A 16,996-nucleotide genomic window follows, 5' to 3' on the forward strand; every position below is an offset into this window, starting at 1 on the left:
TTACGCTAGGTTTTAATGAATATTTTTTTAAAAGTTTAGATAAGTTTAGCCTGCTATTTTGACTATGCGGCTTATCTAAAGTAGCAGATCAAAAATAACAGGCTAATAAACAATTCTCTATTTTATTACGCGTTCTGGCGTAAATATTTAGCGGCCTCAACCATATTCGCTAATGCTGCGCGTGTTTCAGGCCAGCCTCGTGTTTTTAATCCACAATCTGGATTTACCCATAAACGTTCTGCGGGAATTCGAGATTGTGCTTTTCTTAATAAACCGACGATCCATTCCACATTTGGCACATTAGGTGAATGAATATCATAAACACCTGGCCCAATTTCATTTGGATAATCAAAGTGTTCAAAAGCCTCTAAAAGCTCCATATCTGAACGTGAAGTTTCAATAGTAATAACATCCGCATCCAGTGCTGCAATAGAATCCATGATGTCATTAAACTCGCAATAACACATATGGGTATGGATTTGTGTTTCATCATCGGCAATGGCGGCACTTAATTTAAAAGCATCGACTGCCCAGTCAAGATAAGCCTGCCACTCATTACGACGTAGTGGTAATCCTTCACGTAACGCAGGCTCATCAATTTGAATAATACCAATACCCGCTTTTTGTAAATCATCCACTTCATCACGCAGTGCTAACGCGATCTGTTTTGCAATTGTTTCACGCGTCACATCTTCACGAGGGAAAGACCAACATAAGATTGTCACAGGACCCGTTAACATGCCTTTGACTGGCTTTTCAGTTAACGACTGCGCGTAAGTTGCCCAATTCACAGTGATGGGGGCTGGTCGGCTAATATCACCAATAATCACCGGGGGTTTTACACAACGAGAGCCATAGCTTTGTACCCAACCATTTTGGGTAAACACATAACCATCAAAATGCTCACCAAAATACTCCACCATGTCGTTACGTTCTGCTTCACCATGAACTAACACATCTAGACCAAGGTTTTCTTGCTCGGATATTGCTTGTTTAATATGTTCGCTGATATTTGTGCGATAAGCAGCCGTATCAATACGCCCTTTCTTAAAATCTAAACGGACAGTACGAATTTCGGTTGTTTGTGGAAATGAGCCAATCGTAGTCGTTGGCCATAATGGCAAATTAAACCGAGTACGTTGTACTTCTGCGCGTTGGGTATAAGGTGAATTTCTTTCACTATCTCGCGCTTCAATTGCCTGTAAACGAGCTTCAACGGTTGCATTATGTACACGGGTCGAGTGTTGACGTTGACGAATTGGCGCACTGTACTGTGCCAATTGTTCAGCATACTCACCTTCTGGCGCATTCAATGCCTTAGCTAACAAAGCAACTTCTTCACATTTCTGAATGGCAAAAGCAAACCAGCTTTTTACTTCATCATCAAGTTTTGTTTCTGCATTTAAATCAATTGGGCTATGGAGTAATGAACATGAAGTTCCAATCCATAATGGACGTTTCCCTTTTAATGCAATTACTTGCTGATAACGTGCACTTAAATCTGCTTTCCACACATTTCGACCATTAATCACACCTAATGACAGTACCCAATCTTTAGGTAATGCTTGGTGTAAATGCTGCAAATCATCTTGCCCTGCTGAAATATCAACATGAAGCCCATTAACAGGTAAATTTTTAATAATATCAAGATGATGAGAAATACCATCAAAATAGGTCGTCAGTAGTAATTTAGTGTGTCCTGTTAATGCTTGATAAGCTGTTTGATACGCATTTTGCCATTCAACAGGTAAATCCAGTACCAAAGCCGGTTCATCAATTTGCACCCACTCAATACCTTTTTCTTTTAATGCAGAAATAACTTGTTGATAAATAGGTAAAATATCTTTTAGAAGCGTTAATCTATCAAATTCAGGCCCTTTCACTTTGCCTAACCAAAGATAAGTCACAGGCCCCAGTAACACAGGTTTTATTTTATGACCAAGCGCTAATGCTTCATCGACTTCATCTAATAACTCTTTCCATGCAAAGGTAAATGATTGACCTTGTTGGAATTCCGGTACGATATAATGATAGTTAGTATTAAACCATTTCGTCATTTCAGATGCAGCAGCGGGTTTACCTGTCGGTGCTCTCCCACGAGCAACTCTGAATAGCGTATCTAGGTCGAGAGACCCATCTTCATTACGATGGCGAGGTGGTACGTTACCTAACAGTAGACTTGTACCTAATACTTGGTCATACCAAGCAAAATCACCGACAGGTAATAATTCAACACCTGCCTCTGCTTGTTGTTGCCAATGGCGAGCACGAAGCGCTTTACCCACCGCAATCAATTCTTCCTGTGAAATCTTACCTGCCCAATAATTTTCTTGCGCCTTTTTTAGCTCGCGATCTAAGCCAATACGAGGGAAGCCGAGTGTGTGATTGCGAATTGTCATAATTAAAATCCTATTTTTAGCCGTCTAGATGTTTACACATCCATAATCTACAGGTAGTGTATAAATCACAAGCGCAAATTTTTCATCAATAACTTGAAGGTTTCTCATGATAGAAATAAAACATTTAAAAACGATCTTAGCCTTGAAGCACACAGGCTCTCTTGCTAACGCAGCAAATCAGTTACATCAAACGCAATCGGCTCTTTCACATCAATTTAGTGAATTAGAACATCGCCTTGGTTATCGAATTTTTGTGCGTAAAAGCCAACCACTGCGTTTCACACCACAGGGGGACGTACTCGTTAAATTAGCAGAAGAAGTCTTGCCTATCGTTCGTAGAGCGCTCGATACATGTAATGAACCGGGGAGTGTGAATTTGAATATTGCTATTGAATGCCACAGTTGTATTCAATGGTTAACTCCCGCATTACAACAATATCGCCAAACATGGCCTGAAGTGACTGTCGATTTTCATTCGGGCGTAACGTTTGATCCACAACCCGCATTATTACAGCGTGAATTAGATGTCGTGTTAACATCCGATATCTTGGATGACCCTCGTTTACACTACACGCCGTTATTTGACTATGAAGTCAAATTAGTTTTATCACCGGATCACCCTCTTGCTAATCGCTTACATATTCAGCCGCAAGATTTAATTGCAGAAACCTTATTTATTTATCCCGTACAAAGAGAGCGCTTTGATGTATGGCGCCATTTTTTACAACCCGCGGGGATCACCCCACATTTTAAACATGTCGATAATACATTGTTGTTAATTCAAATGGTTGCAGCCGGCATGGGAATTGCGGCATTACCTCATTGGGCTGTTGAAAATTTTGAAAAACAAGGATTAGTGGTGACAAAAACATTAGGTGAGGGATTATGGAGCCGATTATATGCTGCTAACCGTCATGGAGAGCAACATCAACCGGCTATCCGAGAGTTTATTCGCTTATCAGGCCAGCATGCTGTTAACAATCTTCCTTTTGTAAAGCAGGTCGGCGTATCCAGCGTCGATGGATCCAAAGTGATGCAACAATCAGGCTCGCGCCTATGATGAAACTTGGCCAATTTGGATGTTGCTGCCAAATAGAAAAATTCACTAATAATCCTGCTGGAACCATCATGTTATTCATAATCGCTAAGGTTCCAGCATCAACTTGTGTGGCACCATAGTTCCACATGAAATACCCTATTCCAGAAGCGCCAATGCCTAACCAGAGTAAGACACCCCATTGTAGAGATGTGGTTGGCATTTTCTGCCAGTCGGCAAAACACAATGCACCAACCAGTGAAACAGCAACTGCGCCAAGATAAAACCAAGAAAATGCATGATGTTGTGGAATAGGATGCACTTCCATTAATCGTTTATACCCCACCTGACCAATAGCAAAGAAGATATTAGCGAGTTGAACTAATAATAATCCATACCAAAAATCATCACTTAAATGGTCATAACGAATGATAGCTGCACCTAATACTGCTAATAATGAGCTAAATACATAGCCCCAACGTAATTTCTGACGCTCTAATAAATCATAAATTAACGTGACATAAAGCGGTGTTAATACAGTAAAAAGTAAAAATTCTGCAACCGTCAAATAGTTATAAGCGTGGAAGACAAACAGATACATAATACCGAGTTGGCAAGCCCCCACAAGCATATAAAGCAAAATTACCTTAAAGCGAAGCCCCTTCCAACGTAAAAAAGGTAAGAAGACCAAAGCCGCCAGAGAAACGCGGATCAAAACAGAAAGCCAGCTATCAACCTGACCGGCGAGGTATTCGCCGATCAGGCTAAAAGAGGCTGCCCATAACAGTGTTGTAATAACGAGCAACCACATAATTAACTGTCTTTCTCTACTAATAAGGCTTCCATTAAATCCAACTCATGTAGCAATAATTGGAGCGTTTCATTACTGATTTTTCGCGTCGCTCTTAGGTGATAAAGTTCACCACGCTCAGCACGTAATGCTGTTAAACGAAAACGTCTTTCGAGATCTTCTTCTAACGCGTTATGGATCATTTCATCTTGATCCGCAGTACGGCGTCTTAAATAACCCGTTACGCGAGAAGCAACTTCATTAATTTCTTCCGCATCCAACTGCTCTTCGGTACTTGCAGCTAAGCGCTCTTCCATTTTATTCAGACTGACAATCGCCACTTCTGCCATCACTTTACGCGCATAACGAACTTCGTTTTTATCGGCTTCTTTGTCAGTTGCTTTCACACCTTTTAATAGAAAAGGAAGCGAAATGATACCCACTAAAATCGACAGTAAAATAACACCCGCAGCAATAAAGATAATTTGATAACGCCCTGGGAAAGTACTGCCATCGGTCAAAAAGAGTGGAATAGAAAGCGCACCGGCAAGCGTAATAGCACCACGAACACCTGCGAATGACGATAACCACAATTCACGCGTTGTATAATTAGCGAAATCAAGTGGATGCTTTTTCATAAAGATCCGGCTAATTTTCTTCATTAGCCATAACCACGTAAATCGTAGGATCAGTAGTGCAAAGTAGATAACGAAAACAGCAGCAAACAGCATCCAGACTTCAACTTCTGGGTCAAGATCTGCTTGAATAACAGAGCTTGTCCAAATAATAGGAAGCTGTAAGCCAAGCATGATAAAGACAAGGCCGTTAAAGACAAATTCAAGCATTGACCACACGCTATCAGCACGTAAGCGCATCGCAAGAGGCGCATTTCTGATAACCCCGGATTTACTGATAGTCATACCGGCGGCAACGGCAGCTAAAATACCAGAAAAACCAATATGTTCTGCAATAAGATAAGAGGCAAAAGGCAGAAGTAACATAAAGACGATTTGTGTAGCGGGGTCGTCTCCACTCCAACGGCTCATCAATCGTAAAGATTTACTGTAAACTAAGGTGACACCGATACCTGCCAGTAATCCGCCGACAGCGACTTTGAAAAATTCAAGGGTTGCACCACCAACAGTAAACACCATCGTTCCCATTGCCACAGCAACCGCAAATTTCAAGGCAACCAGACCCGAAGCATCATTCATTAATGCTTCACCCTCTAAGATGCCCATTATTCGCTTAGGTATTCGCCCCTTACCAACAATGGAAGAGAGAGCAACCGCATCCGTTGGCGAAAGTACTGCTGCCAATGCAAATGCCGAAATAAGAGGGATACTTGGCATCATCCAATAAATCAGATAACCGATACCAACAACTGTCACCATGACTAAAACAAGCACAAGAATAAAAATTTCACGCCCATTTTGGATAAATTCTCGTGTCGGTGTTTTCCAACCATCAACAAAAAGTAAAGGTGGGATCAATAGAACGAGGAATAATTCAGGATCAAAAGTGACATGTAAACCAAACTGAGGCCATGCCAATAAAGCCCCTATCACAATCTGTATTAATGGTAACGGAACACGAAAGGGAATTAATTTTGTGATCACTCCCGAAACTGAAACCACCAGTATTAAAATCAAAATAGTAAAGAAAATTTCCATGTTACCCTTACATGCCTATTTTATCCTGAAAACCGACCCTCTTTCCCTTATAAAAGGGAAACCTACCGAACGATAAAGAAACATATTATGTAAAATATGCGCATCATATCTCTCTTCATCTATACATCTATGCTTATTTTAAACAGATCCCACACAGTCTCTGTGAGAATATTTAAAAATTAAGATTAATCGTATCTAAAACCGCACATCGTACACAATTTATTGCTCTCTATTTATTAACGGCATTAATTATAGAAAGCATACGTTTTTATTTCTCTTTTTCAGTCTAAGCAATGTAATAGACCGTATAAAAACGTAAAACGTTAAGTCATTAAATAAAAAACAATAGATAAATAACAATAACGATTAAATTTGAGAGGTAACTCGTAATGCTAATGATTATTCAATTGTTCTTAACATCGACATCATGACAACATCACAATATTTACCCGCTCTAAAAGCGGCTTTACGGCGTACACCTTCAATTTCAAAACCTAATTTCTTATACAGATGTAAACCTTTTTCGTTATCTGAATAGACTTCTAATTCTAATCGTGTGGCAGCTAACCAATTGAAAGCATAATCAATTGCTGTATTGATAAGTAATTTACCGACTCCTTTTCCGGAGTATTCAGCGCCAACACCGATACCAAAACTGACAATATGACGACGACGAGGATGGTTATCAATTATCAGTGCTAAATGCCCCACGACTTGCTCATCAATGGTTGCAACAAAATTAGGAATATTTTGTTCTGAAAATTCAAGTAATCTTTTCTTCCACATCGTGACTGAAGGATAAGGAAATTGGCAAGTACAAATATATAAATCAGGATGTGTATATAGCTGTTGAATTGCTGAAGCGTCGTCAGGTTCACCATGACGTATTTTTATTTCTTGCATATATTCTACCAAAAATTTAATCACTAGGTTTAATTTCGACAATAGCGAATAAAAATAGATAAATAAATAGCAAAAAGGCGGAATAAAGATATATTCCGCCTTTTATATTTAAAAACGATTATTTAAATTAAATTGCCCATTCACCCGCATAAAATGCCACTAGAGCAAGGGTAATTAATACTGTGCCAATATTGAGTTTACGCCATTCACCTGCAAATACACGCCCAATCACCAAACAGCCGAAACCTAACATAATACCGGTGACGATATTACATGTTAAAACAATAAATACAGCACATACCATGCCTGACATCGCATCAACAAAATCACTGAAATCTAACTTAGTGACGTTACCTAGCATTAATAAACCCACATACATTAGTGCTGGCGCCGTTGCATAAGCGGGAACTAAATAAGAGAGAGGCGATAAGAAAAGGATCAGTAAAAATAAAATACCAACCACTGTTGCGGTTAATCCTGTTTTACCACCAGCTGCTGTTCCTGCGGCAGATTCAACATAAACCGCAGCAGGTGCAGCACCAATAACACCCGCAAAAATACTACTAACAGAGTCAGAAGTGAGCGCTTTTCCGCCATTAATAATTTGCCCGCGTTTATCTAATAAGTTTGCTTGACCTGCAACAGCACGGATAGTCCCTGTCGCATCAAAAATAGCCGTCATCACTAGCGCAAGCACACTCGGTAACACTAAAGGTTGTAAGGCTCCTTTAATATCCATTGCGAACAATAAAGACAGCCCTTCTTCACCTAATTGAGGCATTTTAAAGATGCCTTGATATTTCACATTAGGATCAAAAATAAGGCCTATAATCGAAATAGCCACAATCACTAATAGCACGCCACCCGGTACTTTACGTTTTTCTAATCCGAAAATGGCCGCTAATCCTGCAAGTGACATCAAAACAGAAAATGATGTAAATTTCCCCATTGCGACAGGCAAACCATCAAATGGATTTTTAATCACTAATCCAACACTGTTCGCTGCGATTAAAAGCAGAAAAAGCCCGATCCCTATTCCCGCACCATGCGCAATCCCTATTGGAATATTTTTTAAGATCCAAGTGCGAATGCCCGTTAATGAGAAAACGGTAAATAAACATCCCATTAAAAATACGGCACCTAATGCAACGGGTACAGAGATATTTTGTCCCAAAACCAAGCTAAAAGCGGTAAATGCAGTTAAAGAAATAGCACAACCAATTGCCATAGGAAGATTTGCCCACAATCCCATTAGAAGAGAGCCCAATCCCGCGACTAAACAGGTTGCAATAAAAACGGCTGTATGTGGAAAACCGGCTTGTCCTAACATACTAGGAACAACAATCACGGAGTACACCATAGCCAGAAATGTCGTCAAACCCGCGATCATTTCTTTGCGAACAGTTGTGCCGCGTGCTGTAAGTTTAAAATAGTTATCCAGTTTACCTGTGCTTGCTGATTGATTAGCAGACATTACATTCCTCTGACATAAAAACGGTTCACTCTCCCAAAAACGAAAACGATTACGTACCAATTAGAATAACCTCTTATCGATAAAAATCTTAAGAGGGAGTCAAAAAGCAAACGTTTGGTTTTTTGTGTGGATTGAGTGAGAGAATTTGACGCAAACGATTATCTGGTGCTTTTAGGGTAAGAATCAAGTGAAAAAATACATTTTTAATAAAAATGTCATAAAAAGATAATTTAAAGTGAGAAAAACAGAAAAAGAGGAAAGCCACTACCGGCTTTCCCCATCATTCTACTTTTGTACAATTATCCAATGTCATACTTATCTCACAGTAGAAAACAGCTTAATTAATTGTTTTTATTGAATTTACATTGCATTACATGATAACTAGGTATCTCTATCTATTATTAGTAACTTTAATAAGTTACCAAGATAAATAATACCTCCCGTTCCCAATGTGTGGCGATTCGTGGTTTGCAGTATTCGTTATTTTTATCTGAAGATCGTGTCATCTTCTACTTCTAACGTTAGATGAATAAACGCGGTTTTAACAAATATTTTCCGTTTTAAATAAGTATTTCTAGATTATTCTTAATAACTTTCAAAATAAATACAATTACGAAAGATAATTATAATCATTTATAAGAAACAATAAGATAAGAATTTAATATTTAGAAATCGAGAAAAAAGACTTCCTCTATCGCATTCCTATCACCCTAAAGGGAACACGATAGAGAAGAAATAATATTAAGATGAGCTGCTATTGAGTTCTTCAACACCCATATTCCAACGTTCCATCGTTGAAACTAAGAATAACCCTGTCATAACAACCAATAAGAAAGGTAGTGAGGATGACGAAATTTCTGACATCGCCCCCGCCAACAAAGGTCCTGCTAAATTACCTATTCCCCATAACATCGCAGCTGACGCATTAGCAACCATCAGATCATTACCTGAGAAATATTGCCCTATTTGTACCAACGCAATGGTGTATATCGCACCCGCTGTTGCACCTAATACCAGTAATAAAGGCCAAATCAAAAAGGTATGAGACATAGTGATAGGTAATAATAAGCTTGCAAGTAAAGTCACTACACCACAAATTCGATATAACCGTGTTCTGTTCATATGATCAGCAAGCCAGCCGAATGGCATTTGCATAATGGCATCACCCGCTAAAATAGCGCTTATCATCATTGCAGCAATAGCTTCAGTGTGTCCCATACTTAGTCCATAAATAGGAAACATAGAAAGCACGGTACCATCAAAAAAAGCGAAGAAAACAATACCGCCACATATTGCGGGGGCAACCTTAACAAATCGGATAATAGAAAAATTAGGCGCTTGTGTATCTTTCGGTAATTTATCTCCTGTTTTCTGATCCATCATTAAAAACAGGACAATAGAGATAATATGAATAAAGACACTAATTAAAATAGGTGTCTTATCTGCGACGCCATAAAGCGCAATAATTGAAGGTCCTAGTAACTGGCTAATCGTAAATACGGTGGTATATACCGCTAAAATCCGCCCACGTTTATTATCTGGTGAAAGCTCATTAATCCATGTTTCTCCTAAACAAATCATCACACCACTGGCAATACCCGTGATTAATCGTAAAGGAAATAGCAACTCTAGAGGTAAGCTCCCCATTAAAGGTAATAAACTTATTGCAGAAACGATCGTTGCTAATAGCATGGCAAAGCGTTTACCAATCCATTGGACAATGTGCCGAGCAAAGGGTGAAATAATTAACATTCCAATAGCCGGTGCCGCGGAAATAAGCCCAATGAGGGATTCACTAATACCCGCTAAATTAAGGCGCAGTGCAACCATAGGGATAGTTAATCCGATAACAATTCCGATAACCCCAATGCTTACCGTGATAGTTGTTATCGCAAAAACTTCAGATTGGCGATAATTTTGATGTGACATGTTGTTTTGTTTCTGCGAATAACAGAAACCTCTGTAATAAAAGGAAGGTAGTTAAATAAAATATTGTTATATTATAGGGGATAAGAAATAGATAAACATGCTTAAAAAGTAGCATTAATCAGAGAAAGATCTCCATTTGACTCATGAAGATCTTCGCCTTTCACAATATTCTCACTTCATCGTTATTTATCCTGCAACGCTTAAGAAAAATAACGATAGATAAGCACAGTACCTGACGCCAATACAATAGTATAAATCACACTCATAAATCGTGATTTTGACATCCGTAATGTTAAATTGCGTCCTAACCATACACCAGCAAGCATCGCAGGTAAGAAAATAATGGCTAACTTAAGGATCGCCAATTGCCAATAAATACCTGCAAATAAGAAAATGACTACTCGCGTTAGTGTACTAAAGCCAATCAATGTCGTTTGTGTAATGCGAAACTTGTTTTTATCGGCAATTCTGCCTGATAAATAGATCGCATATAAAAAACCACCACTGCCAAACAACGCACTAAACACGCCACCAATTAATCCAAAAGGATAAACCAAGCGTTGAGAAAATTGGCTTTCTTGTTTTTTCCAAAACAGGGCATAAATTGCATAACAAACAGCAAAGAGACCTAAAAGCAGAGAAAGTAAATCAGGTCGTGTGGTTAATAAAATCGTTGCACCGACAAGACTACCAATGATAATAAGCGGAATAAGATAGCGTATCTCTTTAAAATCAGCTTGTTTTCCATCTCTCAAGATATTCACTATCGCAGCACTTAAATCAATTAATGCCAATAAAGGCACTATCATTGAAAGAGGTAAATAAAGTGCTAATACAGGCCCTGCAATTAACGCAGAGCCAAACCCAGCCATACCGAAAATAACATAAGCAAAGAATAAGGTAAGTAGACAGATAAAAAGATCAGACCAACTGAGTAAATCCATCATAATAGACCTTGAATAATTATCATTTGATGAAGGATGTTAGCGTAATTATTAAAAATCGAACAGTGATCGTAAGACTATTCACAAAATACAGTAGAAACAGGATCTCATTTTTCCGAATACGGTTAATTAGTGTTATTATCTAATCAGAATGGCACTTTTAAACTAACAATATTTTGAATTGGCAATGAACCCACAACCTCCTAAAAAAACGAATGAATACCTTGGTAATAAAGTCAAACAATTAAGACAATCTCGAAACTTGTCGCTTAATGAGTTATCAAGAAAATCGGGAATATCTAAGGCTGCGTTGTCAAAATTAGAATCGGGTGATTCTAATCCTAGAATCGATACCTTAGAGGCTATCGCAATAGCGCTTGGCTTTCCTTTGGGAGATTTATTCAGTTTTACACGTGAAGAGTACCCTCGTTTAGAACGACATAAACCTATCGTTGGTGATTATGCCCAAGAGTTTAAATTTCGTATTGGCATCGGCAATATTACTGAAATTTGGCATATCGAAATGAAGCATGGTGCAATTATTAATAGCCCTGCTCACGCTGATGGAACTCAAGAGCACATCATGGTCTATTCTGGTAAATTAATGATGCGTTTTGAGAACGACGAAACAGTTTTATTAGAAACGGGAGATTTTTACGCTTTTCATGGTAATGCGCCCCACTCTTATATTTGTGTGGAAGGGCATTTACGAGCCTCAGTGATCATGTCTAGCCCAAATCAACAGCATTACCATCATCGTCCTTAACATTTTTTATTTCAGATAAAAATATGGCTTTATTCCTCTTAATGAAGAATAAAGCCACCCATGAAAGAAAAATGACGAGTTAGTTTAAATAACTTTCCATTTGTTCAAAAACACGTAAATCGTCGCTGAATCTCACTTCTTTTACGTCTTCAAGCTTTTCTACCTGACTCACCATTTGCATAAGGCGATCATCTTTTTGCACTAATAGCCAAATACGGCTTTTATCGCTGTTTTTCATCGGTAAACACAAAATACCATCGACGTTAAATGCACGGCGAGCAAATAGCCCACAAATATGGGTCATAACACCGGGATGGTTGCGAACAATCAATTCCAGCGCGATAGGTTGTGATTGGTGTGACATAAATTAAGCTCCTATCATCTCAATATTTGCCGCCCCTGGCGGTACCATTGGAAATACTTTTTCATGAATATCAATCATGACATGAATTAAGCAAGGACCGGGTTTGTCAATTGCTGCTTTTAATGCACTCGCAGGATCTGCTTCCTGATTTAAGTCACAGGTATCTAAACCAAAACCTTGCGCAATACGAATAAAATCAGTTTGATAAGGGTAAGCCGCAGCATAAATACGCTCTTCAAAAAATAGCGTTTGTTGTTGGTGAACCAATCCCAATGCCTGATTGTTTATCAAAATAATTTTGATATCTAATTGGTGCTCTGCCGCCGTAGCAAGCTCTTGAATATTCATCATAATGCTACCATCACCAGAGAAGCAGAGGATTTTCTTACTTGGCTCAGCCAATGCAGCACCAATCGCTGCTGGTAAACCAAAGCCCATCGTACCTAAGCCCCCCGATGTTAACCATTGTCGAGGTCGATTTAACGGATACGCTTGTGCTACCCACATCTGATGTTGTCCAACGTCTGTTGTAATAATGGCATCATCATCAACACAGTTTGCAGCCGCTAATACAATGCCATAACCACTCAGGATATTTTCAGCATTTTTCATCTCTAATGGATATTCTTGTTTCAGTGTCGTAACACGATCAATCCATTCATTACGCTTGTTTGTATTAATCAATGGTAATAACAGTGATAACACTGATTTCGCATCAGCGTGGATCGCGATATCTGGGCGTTTGATCTTGCTAATTTCCGCACGATCGATATCAACATGAATAATTTTGGCATTTGGGCAAAACTTCTCTGCTTTACCGATGGCACGATCGTCAAATCTCGCCCCTAATACAATCAACAGATCCGCTTCTTCTAAAATAAAATTGGTGCTACGAGTCGCATGCATACCCAACATCCCCAAATACAGTGGATGCGAAGGTGGCATTAATCCTAATCCCATTAAGGTCATGGTTGTGGGCAGGTTATTCTTCTCTGCTAATTCAATTGCTTCTTTACATGCTTCAGCGCTAATGATCCCGCCACCTAAATATAAAACAGGGTTTTTAGCTTGATTAATCATTTGCGCCGCTTGTATGACTAAATCAGTATTAAATGCGGGAACAGGATCTTTTTGTGGAATAGGGGGTAACGCTTCTAATGTAATAGTGGCTTGCTGAATATCTTTTGGTACATCAACCCAAACAGGCCCCGGTCTTCCTGACATTGCTAAACGAAACGCATCACAAATAATTTCCGGTAACTCCGCAATATCACGAACTAAATAGTTATGTTTTGTGATAGGAATCGACATGCCATAGGTATCAACTTCTTGGAAAGCATCCGTTCCAATCATCGCTGAAGATACCTGACCGGTAATACAAACTAAAGGAATTGAATCAAGTTTAGCATCGGCAATTGCTGTCACTAAGTTTGTTGCACCCGGTCCACTCGAAGCAATGCAAACCGCAGGTTTACCATTTGCACGGGCAATACCTTGCGCAATAAAACCAGCACCTTGTTCATGACGAGTTAAGATATGTCGAATAGATTTACTTTGGCTTAATGCATCATACAAAGGGAGTGCAGCCCCACCAGGGATACCTGCAACTGTTGTGATGCCTTGCCGTTCCAGTAAATAAACGATTAATTGCGCACCAGTAAACGTTCTACTTGTTGTGGCGTTTTCTTGTTGATCACCCATTTTTATCTGTCCTTTGTTCTAAGCCGGACTTGATGGGCAGGTAGAAAAGAAAAACCCCGCCCGGTTAGTGCGCCGGCGGGGTTTCGAAACTGTGTTGATTCGGACCCGTTACGGCGCTTTGCCGACGACCACCACCACACGCACGACAACCACAGCCGCGATATGCGCTGTTAGTCGTAGGCTTTGTAGTAGAGTAGTGATGATCATGGGTTACCTATCAATTAATTTAATGATGTGTTTACGTGTTATCTGTATTTAAAAAAACATAACTTCTACAAATTAACAACCTTTTTTTTCGGTTTATTTTTTATCACCACTAAAAACGAGAGCTAGATCACTTCTAGTGAAAATCAAAAAACACCCCTAATGGCAGCATAAAAAACCAGATTAATTTCATATTACAGAATAATCAAAAAATTCTTTTCTCAACGTAAACACATCGATTCTATTTTATAAAAAAGCAACTTGAACCAATAATAATGTTGCCGAAAGGACAAACATAAATATCACCATCGGCATAATAAATTTAAGCCATTTGTTATAGGAGATATCTAACATTTGTAATGTTGCTAACACCAATCCCGTTGGTGCTAAGAACAGCATAATATATTGTCCCCAGTTATATGCTGATACCACCATATAACGAGGAACACCCACTGCATCGGCTAATGGCGCCATAATTGGCATCGCCAAAACCGCAAGGCCAGAAGAGGAAGGAACAATAAAACCTAAACAAATAAAGACAACGAGCTGTGCTAATAAGAATAGGCTCGGTGGCATTCCTGCAACCATATGAGACATAAATTCAAGGATAGTGTCAGCAATTTTACCTTGTTCCATCACAAGGTTAACACCGCGCGCTAAACCAATAATTAATGAAACCCCCACTAATTCAGATGCCCCGTGAATAAATCCATCAATGGCTGTTTTTTCTTTTAATCCCGATAGGAAAATTATGATGATTGCGATAGCAAGGAAAAGAGCCGCCATTTGTGGAAACCACCAGCCCATGTCCATAACACCCCAAACCATAATAGGAAAAGCAGCAACAAATAAGCAGAGGATCACTTTACGGCGCCACGAAAATTCTAATATCTCATTCGGATCGTAATGACTTAAAAAGCGCTGTTTAAAACTTTCGGCATTTTCATAGTTGTAAGAGAAAGTCGGATCTTTTTTGATCTTCTTGCAATACCAATATAAATAAACCAAAACCCCCGCCGTACCAATCACCAACCCAATAGTACGAAAGCCGATCCCTTCAATAAAACTGATCCCAGAAGCATTTGATGCAATAACCACTGAGAAAGGATTTACAGTTGAGAAGCCTGCCCCCATTGAAGAGGCAAGGAAAATAGCCCCGACACACACAATAGCGTCATAACCCAAGATTAAGAATATAGGTACTAATATGGGATAGAAAGCAACGGCTTCTTCTTCAATCCCACAGCTTGTCCCACCTATAGATAATATAATCGTGACCCCAAACACCACTAAAAACTCTTTACCTTTGGTTCGATTCGCCAGCGCTGTTAAACCTGCATTGAATGCGCCGGTTTGATTAACAACCCCAATCAATCCCCCCAAGACAAGAATGAAAACAATAACATCCGCCCCCTCTATCGTCCCTTTCACCATACTTTCGGTAATATCCATTATTCCTTTGGGTTGCTGTGCTACGCGTTCATAGGTTCCGGGTATCGCTATGGGTTTTTTAATTGTCCCATCAGTAAATTTATTAATCTCAATAGAGACATTTAAATCATTTAATGTTGCCTGAGTTGCTGGTAACACTTCATGAGAACCATCTATTTTCGCAACCACTAATGATGGCTCTGCTGAGTTATAACTTAATCGTTGATATTCGCCAGCTGGAATTATCCACGTTAAGCCAACCACAATTACTGTAATGGCAAATAAAATAGTAAATGCGGTCGGAAACGCAAACTTTTTAAGTTTCATAAGCGTCCTCGACTTAAATAAGAGGCTACTCTGCCAGTAGAAATAATATCTATTTGGCAGAGTCTATTATTAGAATGAAATTTAGAATAATGATAAGTATGATATTAACCAGAAATAATTGTTGTACCTGTTTTTCCTTCTAAAGCAGATAATGCATTCTCTAAAGAAGTAATAATCGCTTGTACACCTTTATCACTCTCTTTTAAAAAATTAAGGCAGGCTTCCACTTTAGGTAACATACTTCCTTTTGCGAATTGTCCTTGAGAAATATATTCCTGAGCTTGAGAAAGTGTTAATTTATCTAAATTTATTTGTTCTGGTTTATTAAAATTAATAGCCACTTTATCAACAGCCGTTAATATTAATAAAATATCTGCTTTTAATTCTACAGCTAATTTTGAGCTAGAGTTATCTTTATCAATAACCGCATCAATACCTTCTAATAAATCCCCTTTTCGAATAACAGGAATACCACCACCACCAACAGTGATCACCACAATATTGCGTTCAACTAGCTGTTTAATAATCGGTGATTCTACAATTTCTAATGGCTTAGGCGATGGGATCACTCGGCGATATCCACGCCCTGCATCTTCCATAAAGTGAAAGCCGTGCTCTTTTTGAATAGCCTCAGCTTGCTGCTGAGTATAAAAAGCGCCAATCGGTTTTGTTGGTGATAAAAAAGCAGGATCGTTTTTATCAACAACAACTTGGGTCACAATGGTGGCACAACCATGATTTTTATTTAGATTTCTCGTACATAATTCGTCATTAATAGCCTGTTGTAGATGATAGCCAATATAACCTTGGCTCATCGCACCACATTCAGCAAATGGCATATAAGGCGTGCCGATATTCTGTTGCGATGCATAATCCATAGCTAAATTGATCATCCCAACTTGTGGGCCATTTCCATGACCAATAATGACTTGATAGCCCTTCTCAACCAAATCCACAATGGGCTTTGCGGTTTTTCGTACTATCTGCTTTTGCTCTAGTGGCGTACTACCCAACGCATTTCCCCCTAAAGCAATAAATACCTTTTTAGGCATTGT

14 protein-coding genes are annotated in these 16,996 nt (G+C 39.0%); 2 read left to right on the top strand and 12 right to left on the bottom strand.

Translation table 11 applies throughout. The annotated features are described in order from the left end of the window. Positions 1-125: 125 nt before the first annotated feature. Positions 126-2,399, bottom strand: coding sequence for a 5-methyltetrahydropteroyltriglutamate--homocysteine S-methyltransferase (metE, locus tag DK865_RS15495; RefSeq protein ID WP_023583504.1), 2,274 nt, complete (start codon positions 2,397-2,399; stop codon positions 126-128). 106 nt (positions 2,400-2,505) lie between these two features. Between metE and metR the strand changes: the two genes are divergently transcribed. After that, positions 2,506-3,459, top strand: coding sequence for an HTH-type transcriptional regulator MetR (gene metR, locus DK865_RS15500; RefSeq protein ID WP_023583505.1), 954 nt, complete (start codon positions 2,506-2,508; stop codon positions 3,457-3,459). Here metR and DK865_RS15505 read toward each other — a convergent pair. The 6 genes from DK865_RS15505 to DK865_RS15530 all read right to left on the bottom strand — a co-directional run bounded on the left by DK865_RS15505 (position 3,374) and on the right by DK865_RS15530 (position 11,151). After that, positions 3,374-4,246, bottom strand: a complete 873-nt coding sequence (locus DK865_RS15505) for a carboxylate/amino acid/amine transporter (protein WP_036914651.1) — start codon at positions 4,244-4,246, stop codon at positions 3,374-3,376. The genes metR and DK865_RS15505 overlap by 86 nt on opposite strands. A 2-nt stretch (positions 4,247-4,248) precedes the next feature. Next, the gene (locus DK865_RS15510) at positions 4,249-5,898 is read right to left on the bottom strand and encodes a Na+/H+ antiporter (protein ID WP_023583506.1); all 1,650 of its coding nucleotides are present in this window, start codon (positions 5,896-5,898) and stop codon (positions 4,249-4,251) included. Between the two features lie 399 nt (positions 5,899-6,297). Beyond that, positions 6,298-6,801, bottom strand: a complete 504-nt coding sequence (locus tag DK865_RS15515) for a GNAT family N-acetyltransferase (protein WP_109392315.1) — start codon at positions 6,799-6,801, stop codon at positions 6,298-6,300. A 127-nt stretch (positions 6,802-6,928) separates the two neighbouring features. Next, a complete protein-coding gene (locus DK865_RS15520) occupies positions 6,929-8,275 on the bottom strand; it encodes an NCS2 family permease (protein ID WP_109392316.1) in 1,347 nt (448 codons plus the stop codon). Between the two features lie 741 nt (positions 8,276-9,016). Further along, positions 9,017-10,204, bottom strand: a complete 1,188-nt coding sequence (locus tag DK865_RS15525) for an MFS transporter (RefSeq protein ID WP_109392317.1) — start codon at positions 10,202-10,204, stop codon at positions 9,017-9,019. 200 nt (positions 10,205-10,404) lie between these two features. Then, a complete protein-coding gene (locus DK865_RS15530; protein WP_023583510.1) occupies positions 10,405-11,151 on the bottom strand; it encodes a sulfite exporter TauE/SafE family protein in 747 nt (248 codons plus the stop codon). Positions 11,152-11,335: 184 nt separating this feature from the next. Here DK865_RS15530 and DK865_RS15535 point away from each other — a divergent pair, with 184 nt between their 5' ends. Further along, positions 11,336-11,914 (top strand): helix-turn-helix domain-containing protein, encoded by a 579-nt coding sequence (locus tag DK865_RS15535; RefSeq protein WP_023583511.1) that lies wholly within the window; start codon positions 11,336-11,338, stop codon positions 11,912-11,914. Between the two features lie 79 nt (positions 11,915-11,993). Here the strand turns inward: DK865_RS15535 and ilvN are convergent, their stop codons facing one another. The 5 genes from ilvN to arcC form a co-directional block, all read right to left on the bottom strand. After that, complete coding sequence (gene ilvN, locus DK865_RS15540) at positions 11,994-12,278, bottom strand: acetolactate synthase small subunit (RefSeq protein ID WP_023583512.1); 285 nt, start codon at positions 12,276-12,278, stop codon at positions 11,994-11,996. Positions 12,279-12,281: 3 nt separating this feature from the next. Further along, positions 12,282-13,979 (bottom strand): acetolactate synthase large subunit, encoded by a 1,698-nt coding sequence (ilvB, locus tag DK865_RS15545; protein ID WP_023583513.1) that lies wholly within the window; start codon positions 13,977-13,979, stop codon positions 12,282-12,284. A gap of 108 nt (positions 13,980-14,087) precedes the next feature. Next, entirely contained in the window at positions 14,088-14,186 is a 99-nt protein-coding gene (gene ivbL, locus DK865_RS15550) for an ilvB operon leader peptide IvbL (protein ID WP_071788573.1), read from the bottom strand. Between the two features lie 243 nt (positions 14,187-14,429). Beyond that, on the bottom strand, positions 14,430-15,941 hold the full coding sequence (locus DK865_RS15555; protein WP_023583514.1) for a YfcC family protein: 1,512 nt from the start codon (positions 15,939-15,941) through the stop codon (positions 14,430-14,432). Between the two features lie 104 nt (positions 15,942-16,045). Next, positions 16,046-16,993, bottom strand: coding sequence for a carbamate kinase (gene arcC, locus DK865_RS15560; RefSeq protein ID WP_023583515.1), 948 nt, complete (start codon positions 16,991-16,993; stop codon positions 16,046-16,048). Positions 16,994-16,996 lie beyond the last annotated feature (3 nt).

This window comes from Proteus cibi (genome assembly GCF_003144405.1).
In the GTDB taxonomy this organism is placed as follows: domain Bacteria; phylum Pseudomonadota; class Gammaproteobacteria; order Enterobacterales; family Enterobacteriaceae; genus Proteus; species Proteus cibi.